This is a genomic window from Streptomyces sp. NPDC001902 (assembly GCF_042891295.1).
Classification (GTDB): domain Bacteria; phylum Actinomycetota; class Actinomycetes; order Streptomycetales; family Streptomycetaceae; genus Actinacidiphila.
In genome coordinates, this window is sequence record NZ_JBIATA010000006.1 from 222,165 (window position 1) to 239,656 (window position 17,492).

The window sequence follows — 17,492 nt, forward strand, 5'->3', positions numbered from 1 at the left end:
CCTGCCGCCCGGTCCTCCTCCCCGGCCGGGCGGCAGGCCCGTCCCTCCTCGGCTCCCGACACCGCGAACCCATGGAAGGCCCGCTATGGCACCCCCCGACGCGGCACCCGCCGCACCGCCGCCCGGCCCGGACGGCCCCACCGCCCCCGCGGTGCTGGAGGCCGTCGGCATCGGCAAGCGCTTCCCCGGTGTGGTGGCGCTCGACGACGTCTCCTTCACCCTGCGCCGGGGCGAGATCCACGCGCTCGTCGGCGAGAACGGCGCCGGCAAGTCCACCCTCATCAAGGTCCTCACCGCAGTGCACCGCCCGGACGCCGGCGAGGTACGGCTCGACGGCCGCGCGGTCGCCTTCGCGCGGCCCTCCGACGCCCAGCACGCCGGGGTCACCACGATCTACCAGGAGGTCAACCTCGTCCCGCTGATGAGCGTGGCGCGGAACATCTTCCTGGGCCGCGAGCCCAAGAACCGCCTCGGTCTGATCGACTTCCCGCGGATGCACCGGGAGGCGGCCGCGCTGCTCGCGGGCTTCGGCGTCACCGCCGACGTCCGCCGCCCGCTCGGCAGCCTCGGGGTGGGCACCCAGCAGATGGTGGCGCTGGCCCGCGCGGTGTCGGTGCGGGCCAAGGTCGTCGTGATGGACGAGCCGACCTCGGCGCTGGAGCCGCGCGAGGTCGAAACGCTCTTCCGGGTCATCGGCGACCTCCACGACCGGGGCATCTCCGTCCTGTACGTCAGCCACCGGCTCGAGGAGCTGTACCGGATCTGCGACCGGGTCACGGTGCTCCGCGACGGGCGCCTGGTGCACACCGGCGACCTCGCGGACCTGGACCGGATGCAGCTGGTGGCGATGATGCTGGGCCGCGAGGTCTCCGAGGTGCGCCGGCACGGGCGGACCGGCTTCGGCGAGGACCACCACCCCGACCGCAAGGCGGTGCTCACCGCCTCCGGGCTGAGCCGGCGTCACGTCCTGGACGACATCTCGCTGGAGCTGCACCCCGGCGAGGTGCTGGGCCTGGCGGGGCTGCTGGGCTCGGGGCGCAGCGAGGCCGCCAAGGCGCTGGCCGGGGCGCTGCCGCTGGACTCGGGATCGGTGACGGTCGCCGGGAAGCGGCTGGGCCGCCCCTCCCCCGCCGCCGCGATCCGCGCGGGCATCAGCCTGCTGCCCGAGGACCGCAAGGCGGAGGGCATCGTCCCGGGGCTGTCGGTGCGCGAGAACATCGTGCTGGCCGCCATGCCCCGGCTGTCCCGGGCCGGCGTCGTCTCACGGGCCCGCCAGGACCGCGTGGTCGAGATCTTCATGAAGCGCCTGCGGATCAAGGCCTCGGGACCCGAGCAGAAGGTCGGCGAGCTCTCCGGCGGCAACCAGCAGAAGGTGCTGCTGGCCCGCTGGCTCTGCCTGGAGCCGAAGGTGCTCCTCCTCGACGAGCCGACGCGCGGCATCGACGTGGGCGCCAAGGCCGAGGTGCAGGCGCTGGTGGACGAACTGGCCCAGGAGGGACTGGCGGTGCTGCTCATCTCCTCCGACATCGAGGAACTCGTGGAGGGCGCCGACCGCCTCGTGGTGCTGCGCGGCGGCGCCGTGGCCGGCGAACTGACCGGCGAGCAGGTCGGCGAGGCGGACCTGCTGGAGGTCCTCGCGGCCCACGCGCCCGCCGTCCGGGACGCCGCCGCGGACGGGGAGGTGCGGCACGATGGCTGAGCTCTCCCCGGCCGTGCGGCGGGGCCCGGTCGGGCTCCCCTCCCCCGCCTGGTTCCAGGCGTACGGGGTGTACGCGGCGGTGGCCGTGCTGGTCCTGTTCAACGCCGTCTTCACCGACCACTTCCTGACCGCGGCCAACCTGCGCACCCAGCTCGTCCAGGTGGCCCCGGTGGTCATCGTGGCGCTGGGCATGGCGCTGGTGATCGGCACGGAGGGGGTGGACCTGTCGGTGGGGTCCGTCATGGCCCTCGCCGCGGCCCTGCTGCCGCTGTACCTGGGGTACGGACTGCTGGCCGCGCTGCTCATGGCGCTCGCCGCCGGGGCGGTGGTGGGCGCGGTCAACGGCACCTTGGTCGCGGTGGTGGGTCTGCAGCCCATCGTGGCCACCCTCGCGCTGTTCGTGGGCGGCCGGGGCCTGGCCCTGGTCCTCGCCGACGGGCAGCTCAAGCAGATCGCCAACCCGGCTCTGCTGGGCCTGGGCACCGACGACGTCCTGGGCGTCCCCGTGGTCGTGCTGATCGCCGGGGTGCTCGCCCTGCTGGTCGCCGGGGTCGTGCACCGCACCACCTTCGGCCGCCAGTTGGTCGCGATCGGCGGCAACCGCGCGGCCGCCGGGCTGGCCGGGCTGCCGGTGAAGCGGGTGCTGATCGGCGTGTACGTGGTGTGCGGGGTGCTCGCGGCCCTGTCCGGGGTGCTGGCCACCGCCCGTCTGACGGCCAGTGACCCGTCCACGCTGGGCACCTTGATGGAACTGTCCGCGATCACCGCGGTGGTGGTCGGCGGGACCCCGCTCACCGGCGGCTCCGTGCGCGTCCTGGGCACGGTCTGCGGAGCGCTGCTGATGCAGCTGCTGCGGGCCACCCTGGTCAAGCACGACCTCCCCGACTCCACCGCGCAGATGGCCCAGGCCGTCATCATCCTCGTCGCCGTCTACGTCGCCCGGGAGCGTCGATCCCGATGAAGTCACTCATCACGCCCCGCTCCGCCGGGGCGACGCCGGAGCCGCCCGCCGTGGCGGCGGCCCGTGCCGGGGACCGGCGGCGGCTGGCCGTGCTGGTGCAGCGGCAGGGCGTGCTCGCCGTCCTCCTGCTGCTGGTGCTGGTCTCCTCCTTCGTCTTCCCGTCCTTCGGAACCCTCGACAACGCGCAGAACGTCACCGTCCAGGCCTCGTTCCTGGCGATCGTGGCGCTGGGCATGACCCTCGTCGTCATCACCGGCGGCATCGACCTGTCGGTCGGCTCGGTCTTCGCGCTCGGCGGAGTCCTCGCGGCGTGGGCCTCGCAGTACGGGATGCTGCCGGCGCTGCTGCTGCCGCTCGCGGTGTGCGGTCTGCTCGGCACCGTGCACGGTCTGCTCATCGCGCGGGCCGGGATGGCCCCCTTCATCGTCACCCTGGCGGGCCTGCTGGCCGCCCGGGGACTGCTGTTGGCCCTGACCGACGAGGGCGCCGACACCTACCTGGTACCGCACGGTTCGGCCTTCGCCGAACTCGGGCAGGGCACCGTCGCCGGGTTCGGCCACCCGGTCCTGGTCGCGCTGGTGCTCTTCGCCGTCGGTGGGCTGGTGCTCCAGCGGACCTCCTTCGGGCAGTCGCTGTTCGCGGTGGGCGGCAGCCCGGACGCGGCCACGCTGATGGGCCTGCCGGTGGCCAGGACCCGGGTGCTGGTGTACACGATCAGCGCACTGCTCGCGGGGTTCGCGGGCGCCCTGAACGCCGCCCGGCTCTCCTCGGGCGTGACGATCATCGGCGTCGGCATGGAGCTGGACGCCATCGCCGCGGTCGTCATCGGCGGCACCCTGCTGATCGGCGGTGCTGGATCGGTCAGCGGCACCCTGTGGGGCGTCCTGGTCCTGGCGGTGATCCAGAACCTCATCAACCAGATCGGCTCCCTCAATTCCTCGTACCAATCGGTGGTCAGCGGCGGCTTCCTTATCGTGGTGGTCGTGGCCCAGCGGTATCTCGCGCGAGGACCGCGCACCACATGACCGTGCCGGTGCCGGTGGACCGCGCGCGGCCCTCCGGCACCGGCCCAACCCGGAGGGAGCGCCGTGGGCGTCAGCCTCAAGGACGTCGCGCAGCGCGCGGGAGTGTCCATCAAGACCGTCTCGAACGTCGTGAACGGCTACCCGCACGTCACACCCGCGATGCGCGCGCGGGTCCAGCAGGCGATCGACGAACTGGGCTACCGGCCCAACCTCACCGCCCGGCACCTGCGCAAGGGCCGCACCGGCATCATCGCGCTGGCCCTGCCCGAGCTCGGCAACCCGTACTTCGCCGAGCTGGCCGGCGCCGTCATCGACGCCGCCGCACGCCACGACTACACCGTGCTGCTCGACCACACGGCGGGCGAACGGCGCAAGGAGATCCTGGTGACCCAGGGCTTCCGCACCCATGTGATCGACGGGCTGATCCTCTCGCCGATCGAACTGGAGGCGTCGGACCTGCTCGCCCGCGACGACAGTTCACCGCTGGTGCTCCTCGGGGAGCGCGAGTACGACGCCCCGTACGACCACATCGTGATCGACAACGTGGCCGCGGCGCGCAGCGCGGTGCGGCACCTGGCGGGGACGGGACGCCGGCGGATCGCCTTCATCGGCGCCCGCAGCGAGGTCGCCCGGCAGCCCGCGCACCTGAGACTGCGCGGCTGGCGCGAGGAGCTGGCCGCCTGCGGGCTCCCGCACGGCGACGACCTCGTCGCGACCGCCTCCGGGTACGGCCGGGCCGACGGCGCCCAGGCGATGACCGACCTGCTGGACCGCGGCGCGCTGCCGGACGCGGTCTTCGCCTACAACGACCTCCAGGCCATAGGGGCCCTGCGGGTGCTCGTCACCCGGGGGCTGCGCGTGCCGGAGGACGTCGCTCTCGTGGGCTTCGACGACATCGAGGAGGGGCGCTACGGCACGATCACCCTGACCACGATCTCGCCGGACAAGAAGGCCATCGCCCGCCAGGCCGTCGACTGCCTCGTGCAGCGCCTGACCGGCGCGCCGGACGCCCCGCCGCGCCGCGTGCGCCCCGGGTTCGACCTGGTCGTCCGTGAGTCCACCCTGGGCCGCGGTCACTGAACGGCCGTGCGCGCCGCGCGGGCCAGCTCGGCGTCGTACTGTCCGGCGTCGAAGTGCAGTTCCGGCGGGGGCCGCGTGAACGGCCCCCGCCAGGCGGTCCACTCCACGACGGCGCCGCTGCGGCGTACGTGGACCGACAGGTGACCGCAGCAGCCGCCGGTGCACTCGGGTTCCCCCAGCTCGACGCGACCGCCTACGACGGTGGCGGCCAGCGGGCCCGGCGGCAGCGCCCACGCCGCGAACGGACCGCGCCCGCCCGGTCCGAGCAGTTCCGCGACCAGGTCCTCCCCGTCGACCAGCAGCCGCAACCGGGCGACGGCGTACCGGCCGTCCGGCGGCAGCACCTCCAGCCCGAGCCGGTTGAACATCGGGCCATACTACGGCGCCACCCACCGCGGGCACGTCACCGTGCCGGAGGCGCCCCCTGGGGCATACGCCGGCGATACGCCGTGCTGCCTAGGCTCCGGGTATGCACGTACCGACCATGACCAGCCCCTCGTGAAGAGACGCCCAGGGCTCAGCGCCCGGCTGAAGCTCACCCTCAGCTACGCCGGGTTCCTCGCCGTCGCCGGCGCGCTCCTGCTGGCCGTGGTGTGGGGGTTCCTGCTGCGCTACGTGCCCGACAACTCCAAGGGCCTCCTCGGGGTCTCGCCCAACCGCTACCTCCTCGTCCACACCTTCGCCCCCGCCGCGGCCGTCGCGATGGCCTTCCTCCTCGTGTTCGGCCTGCTGGGGGGATGGCTCCTCGCCGGCCGGATGCTCGCACCCCTCACCCAGATCACGGATGCGGCACGGAGGGCCGGGAGCGGGTCGCTGTCCCACCGGATCCGCATGGCGGGACGCCAGGACGAATTCCGCGAACTCTCCGACGCGTTCGACTCGATGCTGGAACAGCTCGAGTCCCACGTCGCCGAGCAGCGGAGGTTCGCCGCGAACGCCTCCCACGAACTGCGCACCCCACTGGCGATCTCGCGGACGCTCCTCGACGTCGCCCGCAAGGACCCCACACGGGACCGGGGCGAGCTCATCGAACGCCTCCACGCCGTCAACACGCGGGCGGTCGACCTCACCGAGGCCCTCCTGCTCCTCAGCCGCAGCGAACGCGGGAGCCTCAGCCGCGAGAGCGTCGACCTCTCCCTCATCGCCGAAGAGGCCGCCGAAACGCTGCTGCCCCTCGCCGAACAGCGCCGGATCACCCTCGACGTCTCCGGTGGGGCCGCCCGGACCAGCGGCTCCGCGGAGCTCCTGCTGCGGTTGGTGACGAACCTTGTCCAGAACGCCATCGTCCACAACCTCCCCGCCGGCGGCACCGTGACGGTCCACACCGAGGCGCACGGCGACTCGAGCGTGCTGCGGGTGAAGAACACCGGCCGTCCGCTCCCCCCGGACCTGGTACCGACCCTCACCGAACCCTTCCAGCGCGGAACGGAACGTGTACGCACCGACGAGCACGCCGGCGTCGGCCTCGGCCTGGCCATCGTGCAGAGCATCGTCCGCGCCCACGACGGGACCCTCGAACTGACCCCCCTCCCCGCCGGCGGTCTCCTCGTCACCATTCGGCTTCCCGGCACGCCGTAGGGCCCGGCGGTCACACCGTCCCGGCGTCCGAGCCCGTGATCGTCCGGCTCGGCGAGGAGACCGCCGGGTGGCTCCGTCCGGAGCTCCCCCTCCTCCTGGCCCTGGCGGTGCGCTGATGCGCCCGGCGGCCGGCGGAGTCGGCGTCGAGGTCCCACGTGATCAGATCCGTCGCCTCCGCCCGCTCCTGGAGCTGGGTGAAGATCCGCTGCCACGTCCCGTCCCGCTGCCAGCGGTGGAACAGGTCGTACACCCGGGCCCACGATCCGTACTGCCCGGGCACGTCCCGCCAGGGGACCCCGGTGCGGACCCGGAACCGTATGCCGTCGATCAGTTGCCGCCGGGTCCATATCGGCGGCCGACCGACCTTCTTGCCCTTCGGCAGCAACGGCTCCAGCACAGCCCACTGCTCGTCCGTCAGATCTCCACGCGCCACGAACCAAGATCATCTCACATCTTTTCTTTACCAACCGTTCGTTCCAGATTGTGTTAGCCTCCGATGACAGGCGGGACCGAGCCCGCGCAAACCCCCTCGACACACGCATGGAGCGCACATGTCCCACCGTCTGGAATCCAAGGTCGTCATCGTCACCGGAGGAACATCGGGGATGGGCGCCGCCTTCGCCCGGCGCGCCGCGTCCGAGGGCGCGACCGTCGTGATCGGCGCGCGCGACAAGGCCCGCGGCGAGGCGACCGTGGCCGGGATCGAGGCCGCGGGCGGCCGCGCGTCCTTCCTGCCGACGGACGTCACCGCCGAGGACGACGTCGCCCGCCTCGTCGACTACGCGGTGACCGAGTTCGGCGGCCTGCACGGGGCGTTCAACAACGCCGGCGGCGGCGACAACCAGCGCACCTTCGGCACCACCGACGCCGCCTTCTGGCACCACATGATCGCCACCAACCTGACCAGCGTCTTCTACAGCCTCAAGCACGAACTCCCGGCGATCGCCGCTTCGGGAGGCGGGTCGATCGTGAACAACGCCTCGACGGCGGCCGTGGTCGGCGACGCGGGCATGCCGGCCTACGTGGCCGCCAAGCACGGCGTGGTGGGCCTGACCCGCTCCGCGGCGCTGGACTCGGCCAAGGCGGGCGTCCGCGTCAACGCGCTGGTCACCGGGCTGATCGACACCCCGCTGTGGCGTGCCGCCGTCCAGGCCTACCCCGGGATCGAGGACCGGTTCCTGGAGCGGATCCCCGCCGGACGGGCGGGCGCGGAGGCGGACGTGGCCGCCTTCGCCGCCTTCCTGCTCAGCGACGAGAGCAGCTTCGTCAACGGCGCCGCGCTCGCGATCGACGGCGGCTTCACCGCGCAGTGAGCGGCCCGCCGGGCTCGGGTCAGCCGAGGGCGTCCAGGGCGGCGTCGACGACGGCCGTCAGCGCCTCCCGGTCGGGGTTGACGGCCCCCATGACCCGCAGGCCGTGCATCGTGACGACGAGGTACCGGGCGAGGTCCCGCGCGTCGCGCTTGCCGGACACCTGGCCGTCCGCCTGCGCCTCGGCGACGACCTGGGCCAGCGCGTCCTCCAACAGCGCGGTCGTCGACTCCACGTGCGTGGCGACCCGCGGATCGTGCGCGACGCGCTCCATGGCCGCGCCGACGATCAGACAGGCCCGCCGGCTGCCGTCGCGCGCGATCTCGTCGACCGCCGCGACCAGGACCTCGCGCAGCAGCTCCCGGCCGGGCGCCCCGGCCCGCAGGGCCTCGACCAGGGGCAGGGCGTACTGCTCCCGGTAGCGGTCCATGGCCGCCAGGTACAGCCCCTCCTTGCTGCCGAAGGCCGCGTACAGCGAACCGCGCCCCACGCCGGTGGCGTCGACCAGGTCCTGCACCGACGTGCCCTCGTAGCCCTTGCTGCGGAAGGCGTTCATCGCGGCCTCCACGGCCCTGTCGGTGTCGAACTCCCTCACGCGTGCCATGAGCCGGAGTGTACGCCTATCAGGAACGAACGGTCCAGTTTCTGCACGGACCGCGCCGACCGCCGGAACGCACGGGCCACCCGAGGTACCCCTGCCGCCCGGGGCGGTGCTCGCCCTGTACACCGACGGTCTCGTCGGGACACCGGGCGCCGACATCGGGGACGGCGTCGCCGCGCTCGCCGGGCGCCTCGCACGCGCCGGGGCCGGGGCCGGGGCCGAACTCGCCGACGCCCTCGTCCAGCACGCCGAGCAGTCCGCCGCCCGCAGTGACGACGTCGCCCTGCTGCTCAGCCAGGCGCGGAGGAACGGCGGTTGACACCGCCCGGGGCATCACCGGCCGGCTCGCTCCGGTGATGCCCCGGGTTCCTCCCGGCGGGAGGAGTGACGGCCTTCAGCCGACGCGCCGGGCCCTGACGCCGCTGGCCTCGAAGTCGTAGACGTACCGGTTGATCCGGAGGCCGTCGACCGCGCCGACCCAGATGTTGTCGCGGCCCTTGCCGACGGCGACGGTGTAGACGGTGGCCTGCGGGAGCGCGTTCTTCAGCGTCGTGAAGTTGCACGGGCTGGACTGGGTGCACAGGGGCGCGAGTTCGTTGCCCGACAGGAACCACTCGCCGCTCACGGTGGTGGCGTCGAGGAACCCGCTCCACTGGTTCACCGGCGCGACGGCGGGCGGGACCCACACCATGGTGGAGTAGGTGTCGCCGGCCGTCAGCCTCGGATTGATCTCGATCCTGATGTTCGGCAGGTTCCGTGTGCCGCCGTAGCCGACGTTCTCCTGGGTCTGGAAGACGTGGAACCCGAGCGCGGTCAGGTCACGGACGCGGCTGCCGTAGAAGTCGACCTCGTTGCCGAAGTCGACCTTCTCGCTGGGGGGACTCAGCGTGGTGGACTCGTTCGCCACCGCGATTCCGAGGCTGCCGTTGCCGTAGGGCGGCCTGGAGGGGGATCCCGTCACACCGTACGAGCCGAACGGGCCCTCCCTGAGGTCGGCGACGGGGGAACCGATCGTGTTGCGGGCGATGACGCCCCAGTGGCCGGAGTCTATGGAGCCTCCGGAGTGTCCGTCCGCGACGGCGGACACCGATCCCGTGAGGGCCGAGGTGACGATCGTGGCGAGCACAACGGCCACGAGCGTCCTTCCCCGGCTCAAGCCAAGACGAGCCTTCACAGCCCATTCCTTCCGGGTAGCCGAAGGGCCCGCTGCGCCGCCCGTGCCGGTGCGCCGCGCGGCGCACGGCAGCGCGGCACGACACGGCGGCCGCCGAGTCGTGACCCTTCGCGTTTCAGCAGAACTTGGTGAGTGGTGGTGGATCGTGCGGGGGATGCGTTCGAGGTCACTGCCTCCCGTACGACAGGAATCGTTCCCGGGGGAGTTGACCTCGACGTCGTGGGCGAGGCGGACGGTCATGCGACGGCCGGAGCCGCCCACGAGTCCCCTGGTCCCAGCCGAACCCGAAATGCACATGACGACCGTTACATGCGGTGACGTGGGCCGCATCCTGGGTGGGCCGTTCGTAGCGGAGCGTGCGCATCTTGGGTTCCGATGCTAGGCGTTTGCCTAATCAGTTTAGGTATGCGCATACTCGCTTACGGAGGAAGGGAGCCACACCGTGCCACGCGTAGGACTCACCGCGGAACGCCTGACCCGGGCGGGGGCGGAACTCGCCGACGAGGTCGGCTTCGCCCAGGTGACCGTCTCGGCGCTCGCCGAGCGGTTCGGCGTCAAGGTCGCGAGCCTGTACTCGCACGTCAGGAACTCGCAGGACCTGAAGACCCGGATCGCCCTGCTCGCCCTGGAGGAACTCGCCGACCGGGCGGCCGAGGCCCTCGCCGGCCGCGCGGGCAAGGACGCCCTGGTCGCCTTCGCGAACGTGTACCGCGCGTACGCCCGGGAGCACCCCGGCCGCTACGCGGCGGCGCAGCTGAGGCTCGACCCGCAGACGGCTGCCGCCAGCGCCGGCGTCCGGCACGCCCAGATGACCCGGGCCATCCTGCGCGGCTACGACCTCCCGGAACCGGACCAGACGCACGCCGTCCGTCTCCTGGGCAGCGTCTTCCACGGCTACGTCAGCCTCGAACTGGCGGGGGGCTTCGACCACACACCCGTCACCGCCGAGGAGTCGTGGTCGTGGGCGCTGGACTCCCTGGACGCCCTGCTGCGGCAGCGGTCGACGTCCTGAGGGCGCGCCCCGGCACCTCCCACCGAACGGACGGGCACCCGGCCCACGGACAGCCCACGGACAGCCACCGGACAGGCAACGCACCATGCACACGCACCGGAACCTGATCACCACCCCCGTCACCGAGGAACTGCTGCGCGGCGCCATCGACGTGGAGCGCACCCGCCACGGGCTGCTCCCGCACCGCCTGCCCGCCGCGGCGCGCCGGCAGATCCCCGACGAGCAACTGGCCGTGGCGGAGGCCCAGCCGTCCGGCGTGCGGCTGGCGTTCCGCACCCGGGCCACCACGGTCGAGCTGGACACGCTGCCCACCAAGCGGGTCTACCGGGGCTTCCCGGCCCCGCCGGACGGCGTGTACGACCTGCTGGCCGACGGCCGTCTCGCCGCCCAGGCCACCGTGGCCGGCGGCAACGTCCGCGAGATCGTCGACATGGTCACCCAGGCCGCCGAGCTGCGGGAGGGGCCGCCCGGCACGGCCCGGTTCGGCGAACTGCCCCCGGGGGACAAGGACGTCGAGATCTGGCTCCCGCACTCGGAGATCACCGAGCTGATCGCCCTGCGCACCGACGCCCCCGTCGAGCCGTCCGCGCCGCGGGGCCGCAAGGTGTGGCTGCACCACGGCAGTTCCATCAGCCACGGCTCCAACGCCGCGCATCCGACCGCCATCTGGCCCGCACTGGCAGCCGCCGCAGGCGGAGTGGAGCTGGTCAACCTGGGGTTCAGCGGCAGCGCGCTGCTCGACCCGTTCACCGCCCGCGCGATGCGCGACACTCCGGCGGACCTGCTCAGCCTCAAGATCGGCATCAACATCGTCAACACCGACGCGATGCGGCTGCGCGCCTTCACCCCGGCGGTGCACGGCTTCCTCGACATCGTCCGTGAGGGCCATCCCACGGCACCGCTGCTGGTCGTCTCCCCCATCCTGTGCCCCGTCCAGGAGGACACCCCGGGCCCGCTCGCCCCGGACTTCGAGGGCGGCAGGCTGCGCTTCAAGGCCACCGGCGACCCGGCGGAACGCGCCGCGGGCCGGCTGACCCTCAACGTCATCCGCGAGGAGCTGGCCCGGATCGTCGCACAGCGGGCGGCCGACGACCCCAACCTCCACCACCTCGACGGGCGCGCGCTCTACGGTGCGGCCGACTACGCCGAACTGCCGCTGCCCGACGAGGTCCACCCCGATCCCGCGGGACACCGGCGCATCGGCGGGAACTTCGCCCGGCTGGTGTTCGCGGGCACCGGCCCCTTCGCCTCGGCGAGTCGCTGACCCGCAGCAACTCAGCTGCGGGTCAGCGGCCCTGTTCATCGGCTCGCCGCATCACGGCATGAGATCCATCGATCTGCTTCACCTCATGCGCGGATCCACCATGGCAGCGCACCTCAGGTCGCCCCCCGCGGAGTTCCGGCAGGCAGTACGGCGTGTCGCGCGGAGGACACCTGCCGCTGCGGTACACGGTGGAGGACATCGACCTCGGCGAGGGCGTGCTGATCCGCCGCGGCGGCCGCGACCCGCGCAGGCACCCTGACGACGCGGACGCCTTCGACGTCCGCCGGCGCGACAAGGACCACGTCGCGTTCGGCCACGGCGTCCACCGTTGCGTCGGCGAACCACTGGGACGTCTGGAGGCGGGGGCCGCCCTCCCCGACCTGTTCGGGCACTTCCCCGGCCTGCGGCCGGCGGTGCCGCTGGAGGACCTGCGACCCCTGCCCGCCTTCGTCTTCAACGGGAGGACGGAGCTTCCGGTCCACCTCTAGAGCGGGCCCGGCGCGGTCCGCGCGGTCCCCGGCGCACGCGGGCCCGTGGCGACGGTTCCCAGCGCAGGCGGACTCCGGTGAGGCGGGCGATGGCCCGCAGGTGCGGGCCGGTGTTGCCGACGTACCAGATCCGCCGGTCCGCGTGCGGCCACGCGTAGGCCGGGACGCCGTCGTCCAGCAGGGTGGTCAGCCGGGGTTGTTCCAGCGAGGCGGCCGAGAACGCGTAGAGCTCGGACAGCCGCGGGGCGATCACCCCGTAGTCCAGCATGCGGGCGAGGGCGTGTTCGTCGAGGACGGTGTCCTCGACCGGTGTGCTGACCGGGTATTCGGGCGGGAAGGACCGGCCCAGGTCGAGGTACATCTGGACGGCCCGGTGCCGGGGGTCCGCCATGAGCGGGCCGAACGCGGCCAGCGGGCCGAGCGCGAGCCGGGGCCGCGTGAGCATCGCGTGCGTGAACAGGACGCGCAGCAGCGCGACGTTCATCATGAACCGCTCCACCTTCAGCTCGGCGGCGGCCAGTTCCTCGTGCTGCAGGTAGCCGGCGACGATGCTGGCGTTGTGCGCGCGGTACCAGCGTCGGGGTTCCGGCGTGCGGATGAAGTCCAGCCAGAACTCGACGCTGCGGGCACCTGGGGTGCCCGCGGCTCCGGCGGACAGCAGCTGGGCCTCGGTCTTGTCGCGCAGCAGCCGTTCGTTGACGGCCCGCCACCAGGGGCTGCCGGGCGGGGAGGCGGTCTCCGGCGCCAGTACGCCGCGGCCCAGCGACCATCGCATGAAGCTGAGTTCGGCGTGGCCGAAGCGGCGGCGGGGTCCGGTGGCGAGCCGGTAGAACTCCCGGGCCAGCGCGTAACGCGCGGCCGGGTCGTCGCGCACCCGCGCGACCCGCTCCCCGGCGCGTGACGCTGCGTCAGCCACGGTTGCCCGTCCGGATCAAGGCCATGCGGCGACCTCACGGGGCCGGAGGGGCTGCTCCGACCAGATGGTCTTGCCGTCCCCCGCGTACCGGGTGCCCCAGCGCTCCGCGAACCGGGCGACGAGGAAGAGGCCGCGGCCGCCCTCGTCGGTGGTCCGGGCGTGGCGCAGGTGGGGCGAGGTGCTGCTGCCGTCGGAGACCTCGCAGATGAGCGCGCGGTCGCGGATGAGCCGCAGCCGGATGGGGCCCGAGGCGTGGCGGACGGCGTTGGTGACGAGTTCGCTGACGACCAGTTCCGTGGTGAAGGCGAGGTCGCCGAGCCCCCAGGCCGTGAGTTGCCGCGTCGCCCGGGCCCGCGCCGGCGCGACCTCGGCCGGGTCAGCGGGGATGTCCCAGGAGGCGACGTGCTCGGCGTCGAGGGCGTGGGTACGGGCCAGGAGCAGGGCCGCGTCGTCCACCGGCCGGCCGCCGGCGAAGGCGGTGGCGGCGTCGCAGAGCCCCTCCAGCGAGGTCCGCGGGCAGGCGAGGCTGTCGAGCAGGCGCCGCAGTCCCCGGCCGGCGTCGAGTGAGCGGTCCTGGATGAGGCCGTCGGTGTAGAGCGCAAGGACGCTGCCCTCCGGGACGTCGATTCCGGTGGCCTCGAAGGGCAGGCCGCCGAGGCCGAGGGGCGGGCCGCTGGGGAGGTCCACGAGGCCGGCGACGCCGTCGGGGGTGACGAGCACGGGTGCGGGGTGGCCGGCGCGGGCGAGGGTGCAGTGGCAGCCGACCGGATCGTAGACGGCGTAGAGGCAGGTCGCGCCGGTCACACCGGAGGTGTCGGCGGCGCCGGCGGATTCGTCGGCGATCCGGCTGACCATGTCGTCGAGGTGGGCGAGTACCTCGTCGGGGGCGAGGTCGATGTTCGCCAGGGTCTGCACGGCGGCCCGGAGGCGGCCCATGGTGGCGGCGGCGTGGATGCCGTGGCCGACGACGTCACCGACGACCAGGGCGACCCGGGCGCCGGAGAGCGGCAGGACGTCGAACCAGTCGCCACCGACCCCGGCCTCCGCGTCGGCGGGCAGGTAGCGGTAGGAGGCCTCCACGGCGTTCTGCTGTGGGAGGGCCAACGGGAGCAGGCTGCGCTGGAGGGCGAGCGCGGCGGCGTGCTCGTGGGTGTAGCGGCGGGCGTTGTCGATGCAGACCGCGGCGTGTGCGGTGAGTTCCTCCGCGAGGACCAGGTCGTCGGGCCCGAAGGGGCCGCCGTCCCGGGAGCGCCCGAAGGTGGCCGCTCCCAGGGTGGTGCCGCGCGAGCGGATGGGCACGATCATCAGGGAGTGGACGCCGAGGGCGCGGTGGTGGGCGCTGCGCACGGGGTCGCCGGCGGTCCAGCGGGGGTCGGCCGGGTCCAGTTCGGCGACGCGCACCGAGGTGCCGTCCACGAGTGCGCGGGCCGTGGGCGACCGCCGGGGGTAGTCGCACCGGCCGCCGTGCGGGGTGGGCGGCGGGACGTCGTCAGGTGCGGAACGGTGCCCGGCGCAGCGCAGTTGGGCCACGGTGGCGGCGTCGGGCGGGCCGGGCGGCGGCTCGTCACCGCGGAGCACCGGGTCGAGGAGGTCGACGGTGACGTGGTCGGCGAGGCCGGGGACGGCGGCGTCCGCCAGTTCCTGTGCGGTGCGCGGGACGTCGAGCGCGCCGCCCATGCGCTTGCGGGCCTCGTTGAGCAGCTTCAGCTTCTGCCGGACGCGGTAGTGGTCGGTGGTGGACAGGACGATGTAGCAGGCGCCGAGCGGCTGCCCGTACTCGCTCTCCAGGCGGAAGCACGACGTGGAGTAGGTGACCCGGTCCGGGTCGGACAGGACGTGGCCGAAGTACTCGCGGCCGGTGGAGGGGAGCCCGGTCTCCATCACCTGGCGGATCTCCGCCTCGGTGTCCGCCACGTCCAGGCCCGGCAGGACGTCCCCCAGGCACCGGCCGAGGAAGCGCTCGCGCGGAATGCCGCACAGGTGCTCCATGGCGTCGTTCACCCAGGCGAGCCGCAAGTCCGTGTCGATCATGGCCATGCCCACCGGTGCGGTGAGGGTGATGCCCTCCAGCAGGGAGCGGCTGGCGCTCGTCCACCAGCTCCGCGTCAGGTCGGCCGCGAGGATCAGCCGCAGCGAGCGGTCGCCCGAGTCCTGGACGGGCAGGATCTTGACCTCCAGGTCGAGGCGGCGGCCGTCCCCGTGGCGTACGGCCTGCCGGCCCTCCCAGCCCCGCGCCGAGCCGAGCCGGGTCACCAGGTCCGGCGTTCCGGCCCGGTACGCCGCGGTCCCCACCGGCGGGAGGACGTCCGCGAGCGGCCTGCCGATCGCCTCGGGGGCCGGGCGGCCGAGCAGTCGCACGGCCCCCTCGCTCCATCCGCGCACCACCCCCGCGCCGTCGACCACGACCACCGCGGTGCCGGGGCGCGACAGCGGGTCCGCCGCGGCGGAGGGGATTGTTGTGGGAGCACCCATGCCGGCCATCCCGTACGGCTGCGGTCCCGGCGCACGGACGCCTGATCGGACGGGGCGGGCCGGGCTGTTTCCACCATACCCGCGACCGGTGCACCCGGCCCGGCCCGTGACCTGCGACGACAGGCCCGGGCGGGCCGCGCCGCGGTCAGACGTCCGCCGGGGACCCGGGCCCGCGGGCCGGACCGGAGACCGCGGCGGTCACGGCGGTCGCGGTCAGCCGGCGGTTGGCGGCGGCCGGCTCCTGCGCGGGCGGGGCCGCCGCCGGCACCACGACGGGGGGCCTGCGGACGACGGCTCCCGAAACGACCGCCAGCAGCGCGAGCACGACCACCCCGGCGCCGTACACCGTCGCCGTGGAGTGCAGACCGAAGGACGGCACGGCGAGCCCGGCCAGTACGGCGGGAACGCTCAGGGCCAGGTAGCTCACGACGTAGACCGAGGCGAACAGTTCCGCCCGCTCGGTGGGCCGGGCCAGTGCCGCCAGGGAGCGGAAGGCACCCAGGAAGGCGGCGCCGAAACCGAACCCGGCGAGGCCGGTCCCGAGGAAGAACAGCGCCGTCGAGGGCCCGGCGAGGGCGAGCAGCGTGAGTCCGGTGCCCACGGCGAGAACCGCCGAGCCGCCGGTCATCATCCGCCGCGGCGTCACGTCGCGCACCACCAGCGAGGCGACGGCCGCCACGCCGAAGAGGGTGGTCACCACCAGGCCGCCGACCAGGTGGCTGCCGATGTGCAGCACCCCGGCGGTCAGGGAGGGGCCGAGCGCGAGGTAGAGACCGCCCATCGCCCAGGTGGCGACGAGGCAGGGCGTCGCCGCCAGGAAGGTCCGGCGGGCCTGGACCGGCACGGCCGCCCGGGGCCGCAGCGAGGCCCAGGCCCCCGGGCGCGGCGAGACGGGGTCGGGCAGGAACAGCACCAGCGCCGCCAGCACCACGAACACGGCGGTCAGCACGACGAAGACCAGCCGCGTGGGGGCCGGGGCGTACTGCACCAGCAGACCCGCACCCAGCGCCCCGGCGGCCAGTCCGGTGGCCGGCGCCACGGTGTTCAGCAGGGAGCCGAGGGGCGAGGTGGGCGAGGGCTGCAGGTCGATCAGCCCCGCGCTGATGGCGCCGGCTGCCGCGCCCGTCGCCACGCCCTGCAGGATGCGGGCCAGGAACAGCGGTCCGACGCCGTCCGCGGTGAGGAACACGACCATGGCCGCCGCCTCGACGACCAGCGCCGCCAGGAGCACCGGCCGCCGGCCGACGTGGTCGGACAGCCCTCCGACGGTGAGCAGCGCCACCAGCAGCGCCAGCACGTAGACCGCGAAGACCGTGGTGAGCACGATCGGCGAGAAGCCCCATTGGTGCTGGTAGACCACGTAGAGCGGGGAGGGCGCACTGGAGGCGGCCAGGAAGGCGAGCAGGGTGGCGGCCAGCAGCCAGAAGCCGACCGGACGCGGCATCCGCCTCGCGGTGCGCTGGGTGTGCATATCGGTACTCCCGAACGGTTCCAAAAATATCGAACCATTCGAGGGTAAGCACACACGCGCCGATTGTTCAACTATTATCGAACCATGACTGGAGCCCCCCGGGAGCTGCCGCACCCCGACGCCGCGGACCTGGTGCTGACCGACGTGCTCTTCGCCCTGAGCGACCCCTCACGGCTGGAGCTGGTGCGCCGGCTGGCCGACCGCCCCCTGGAGGGGTCGGCCTGCCAGCCCGTCAACGGGGAGATCCCCAAGTCCACGCTCTCCCACCACCTCAAGACGCTCCGCGAGGCCGGCGTCGTCCGCAACGACCCGCACGGCCGGCAGCGCCTGGTCAGCCTGCGCCGCGAGGACCTGGAGCGCCGCTTCCCCGGGTTGATCACCGCCGTCCTCGACGAGCCGGGCACCGCACCGCCCGGGCCGGTCGGGTTCTGACCGGGCGGC

At 73.5% G+C, this 17,492-nt stretch carries 18 protein-coding genes; 11 read left to right on the plus strand and 7 right to left on the minus strand.

Annotated features, from left to right (window positions below; genetic code table 11):
* The first annotated feature begins 85 nt into the window (after window positions 1-85).
* From ACFYYN_RS13470 to ACFYYN_RS13485, 4 genes are all read left to right on the plus strand, one after another.
* The gene (locus tag ACFYYN_RS13470; RefSeq protein WP_500545864.1) at window positions 86-1,699 is read left to right on the plus strand and encodes a sugar ABC transporter ATP-binding protein; all 1,614 of its coding nucleotides are present in this window, start codon (window positions 86-88) and stop codon (window positions 1,697-1,699) included.
* Window positions 1,692-2,660, plus strand: a complete 969-nt coding sequence (locus ACFYYN_RS13475) for an ABC transporter permease (RefSeq protein ID WP_500545865.1) — start codon at window positions 1,692-1,694, stop codon at window positions 2,658-2,660. Before ACFYYN_RS13470 ends, ACFYYN_RS13475 begins: the two co-directional genes overlap by 8 nt.
* Complete coding sequence (locus tag ACFYYN_RS13480) at window positions 2,657-3,685, plus strand: ABC transporter permease (RefSeq protein ID WP_500545866.1); 1,029 nt, start codon at window positions 2,657-2,659, stop codon at window positions 3,683-3,685. The genes ACFYYN_RS13475 and ACFYYN_RS13480 overlap by 4 nt, the downstream gene beginning before the upstream one ends.
* 63 nt (window positions 3,686-3,748) lie before the next feature.
* Window positions 3,749-4,765: a LacI family DNA-binding transcriptional regulator gene (locus ACFYYN_RS13485; RefSeq protein WP_500323520.1), complete on the plus strand. Its 1,017-nt coding sequence runs from the start codon at window positions 3,749-3,751 to the stop codon at window positions 4,763-4,765.
* Here ACFYYN_RS13485 and ACFYYN_RS13490 read toward each other — a convergent pair.
* Window positions 4,759-5,133: a hypothetical protein gene (locus ACFYYN_RS13490; protein ID WP_500545867.1), complete on the minus strand. Its 375-nt coding sequence runs from the start codon at window positions 5,131-5,133 to the stop codon at window positions 4,759-4,761. The two genes, ACFYYN_RS13485 and ACFYYN_RS13490, sit on opposite strands and share 7 nt — an antisense overlap.
* 130 nt (window positions 5,134-5,263) lie before the next feature.
* Between ACFYYN_RS13490 and ACFYYN_RS13495 the strand changes: the two genes are divergently transcribed.
* Window positions 5,264-6,343, plus strand: a complete 1,080-nt coding sequence (locus ACFYYN_RS13495) for a sensor histidine kinase (protein WP_500545868.1) — start codon at window positions 5,264-5,266, stop codon at window positions 6,341-6,343.
* A 10-nt stretch (window positions 6,344-6,353) separates the two neighbouring features.
* Here the strand turns inward: ACFYYN_RS13495 and ACFYYN_RS13500 are convergent, their stop codons facing one another.
* Window positions 6,354-6,776, minus strand: coding sequence for a transposase (locus ACFYYN_RS13500; protein WP_500545869.1), 423 nt, complete (start codon window positions 6,774-6,776; stop codon window positions 6,354-6,356).
* Window positions 6,777-6,894: 118 nt separating this feature from the next.
* On the opposite strand from ACFYYN_RS13500, the gene ACFYYN_RS13505 reads away from it, so the two are divergent.
* Entirely contained in the window at window positions 6,895-7,656 is a 762-nt protein-coding gene (locus tag ACFYYN_RS13505; protein WP_500323517.1) for an SDR family NAD(P)-dependent oxidoreductase, read from the plus strand.
* A gap of 19 nt (window positions 7,657-7,675) precedes the next feature.
* Here the strand turns inward: ACFYYN_RS13505 and ACFYYN_RS13510 are convergent, their stop codons facing one another.
* Complete coding sequence (locus tag ACFYYN_RS13510; RefSeq protein WP_500545870.1) at window positions 7,676-8,257, minus strand: TetR/AcrR family transcriptional regulator; 582 nt, start codon at window positions 8,255-8,257, stop codon at window positions 7,676-7,678.
* A 106-nt stretch (window positions 8,258-8,363) separates the two neighbouring features.
* On the opposite strand from ACFYYN_RS13510, the gene ACFYYN_RS13515 reads away from it, so the two are divergent.
* The gene (locus ACFYYN_RS13515) at window positions 8,364-8,573 is read left to right on the plus strand and encodes a SpoIIE family protein phosphatase (protein ID WP_500545871.1); all 210 of its coding nucleotides are present in this window, start codon (window positions 8,364-8,366) and stop codon (window positions 8,571-8,573) included.
* 75 nt (window positions 8,574-8,648) lie between these two features.
* Here ACFYYN_RS13515 and ACFYYN_RS13520 read toward each other — a convergent pair whose 3' ends face one another.
* The gene (locus tag ACFYYN_RS13520; protein ID WP_500545872.1) at window positions 8,649-9,389 is read right to left on the minus strand and encodes a hypothetical protein; all 741 of its coding nucleotides are present in this window, start codon (window positions 9,387-9,389) and stop codon (window positions 8,649-8,651) included.
* Between the two features lie 481 nt (window positions 9,390-9,870).
* Between ACFYYN_RS13520 and ACFYYN_RS13525 the strand changes: the two genes are divergently transcribed.
* The 3 genes from ACFYYN_RS13525 (at window position 9,871) to ACFYYN_RS13535 (ending at window position 12,192) form a co-directional block, all read left to right on the plus strand.
* Window positions 9,871-10,440 carry a TetR/AcrR family transcriptional regulator gene (locus tag ACFYYN_RS13525; RefSeq protein WP_500545873.1) on the plus strand — a complete coding sequence of 190 codons (570 nt, stop codon included), beginning with the start codon at window positions 9,871-9,873 and terminating at the stop codon, window positions 10,438-10,440.
* A gap of 85 nt (window positions 10,441-10,525) precedes the next feature.
* Window positions 10,526-11,704 carry a GDSL-type esterase/lipase family protein gene (locus tag ACFYYN_RS13530; RefSeq protein ID WP_500545874.1) on the plus strand — a complete coding sequence of 393 codons (1,179 nt, stop codon included), beginning with the start codon at window positions 10,526-10,528 and terminating at the stop codon, window positions 11,702-11,704.
* 152 nt (window positions 11,705-11,856) lie between these two features.
* Window positions 11,857-12,192, plus strand: a complete 336-nt coding sequence (locus ACFYYN_RS13535) for a hypothetical protein (RefSeq protein WP_500545875.1) — start codon at window positions 11,857-11,859, stop codon at window positions 12,190-12,192.
* Here the strand turns inward: ACFYYN_RS13535 and ACFYYN_RS13540 are convergent.
* The 3 genes from ACFYYN_RS13540 to ACFYYN_RS13550 all read right to left on the minus strand — a co-directional run bounded on the left by ACFYYN_RS13540 (window position 12,158) and on the right by ACFYYN_RS13550 (window position 17,051).
* Window positions 12,158-13,108 carry a hypothetical protein gene (locus ACFYYN_RS13540; RefSeq protein ID WP_500545876.1) on the minus strand — a complete coding sequence of 317 codons (951 nt, stop codon included), beginning with the start codon at window positions 13,106-13,108 and terminating at the stop codon, window positions 12,158-12,160. The two genes, ACFYYN_RS13535 and ACFYYN_RS13540, sit on opposite strands and share 35 nt — an antisense overlap.
* A 15-nt stretch (window positions 13,109-13,123) precedes the next feature.
* Window positions 13,124-15,580 carry a SpoIIE family protein phosphatase gene (locus ACFYYN_RS13545; protein WP_500545877.1) on the minus strand — a complete coding sequence of 819 codons (2,457 nt, stop codon included), beginning with the start codon at window positions 15,578-15,580 and terminating at the stop codon, window positions 13,124-13,126.
* A 145-nt stretch (window positions 15,581-15,725) separates the two neighbouring features.
* Window positions 15,726-17,051, minus strand: coding sequence for an MFS transporter (locus ACFYYN_RS13550; RefSeq protein ID WP_500545878.1), 1,326 nt, complete (start codon window positions 17,049-17,051; stop codon window positions 15,726-15,728).
* 84 nt (window positions 17,052-17,135) lie between these two features.
* On the opposite strand from ACFYYN_RS13550, the gene ACFYYN_RS13555 reads away from it, so the two are divergent.
* Window positions 17,136-17,483 carry an ArsR/SmtB family transcription factor gene (locus ACFYYN_RS13555; RefSeq protein WP_500545880.1) on the plus strand — a complete coding sequence of 116 codons (348 nt, stop codon included), beginning with the start codon at window positions 17,136-17,138 and terminating at the stop codon, window positions 17,481-17,483.
* Window positions 17,484-17,492: the final 9 nt, after the last annotated feature.

Excerpts from the sequence above, each read along its gene's own strand:
- ACFYYN_RS13470 (WP_500545864.1), top strand. The coding sequence starts at position 86 with ATGGCACCCCCCGACGCGGCACCCGCCGCACCGCCGCCCGGCCCGGAC.
- ACFYYN_RS13475 (WP_500545865.1), top strand. The coding sequence starts at position 1,692 with ATGGCTGAGCTCTCCCCGGCCGTGCGGCGGGGCCCGGTCGGGCTCCCC.
- ACFYYN_RS13480 (WP_500545866.1), top strand. The coding sequence starts at position 2,657 with ATGAAGTCACTCATCACGCCCCGCTCCGCCGGGGCGACGCCGGAGCCG.
- ACFYYN_RS13490 (WP_500545867.1), bottom strand. The coding sequence starts at position 5,133 with ATGTTCAACCGGCTCGGGCTGGAGGTGCTGCCGCCGGACGGCCGGTAC.
- ACFYYN_RS13505 (WP_500323517.1), top strand. The coding sequence starts at position 6,895 with ATGTCCCACCGTCTGGAATCCAAGGTCGTCATCGTCACCGGAGGAACA.
- ACFYYN_RS13510 (WP_500545870.1), bottom strand. The coding sequence starts at position 8,257 with ATGGCACGCGTGAGGGAGTTCGACACCGACAGGGCCGTGGAGGCCGCG.
- ACFYYN_RS13530 (WP_500545874.1), top strand. The coding sequence starts at position 10,526 with ATGCACACGCACCGGAACCTGATCACCACCCCCGTCACCGAGGAACTG.
- ACFYYN_RS13545 (WP_500545877.1), bottom strand. The coding sequence starts at position 15,580 with ATGGGTGCTCCCACAACAATCCCCTCCGCCGCGGCGGACCCGCTGTCG.
- ACFYYN_RS13550 (WP_500545878.1), bottom strand. The coding sequence starts at position 17,051 with ATGCACACCCAGCGCACCGCGAGGCGGATGCCGCGTCCGGTCGGCTTC.
- ACFYYN_RS13555 (WP_500545880.1), top strand. The coding sequence starts at position 17,136 with ATGACTGGAGCCCCCCGGGAGCTGCCGCACCCCGACGCCGCGGACCTG.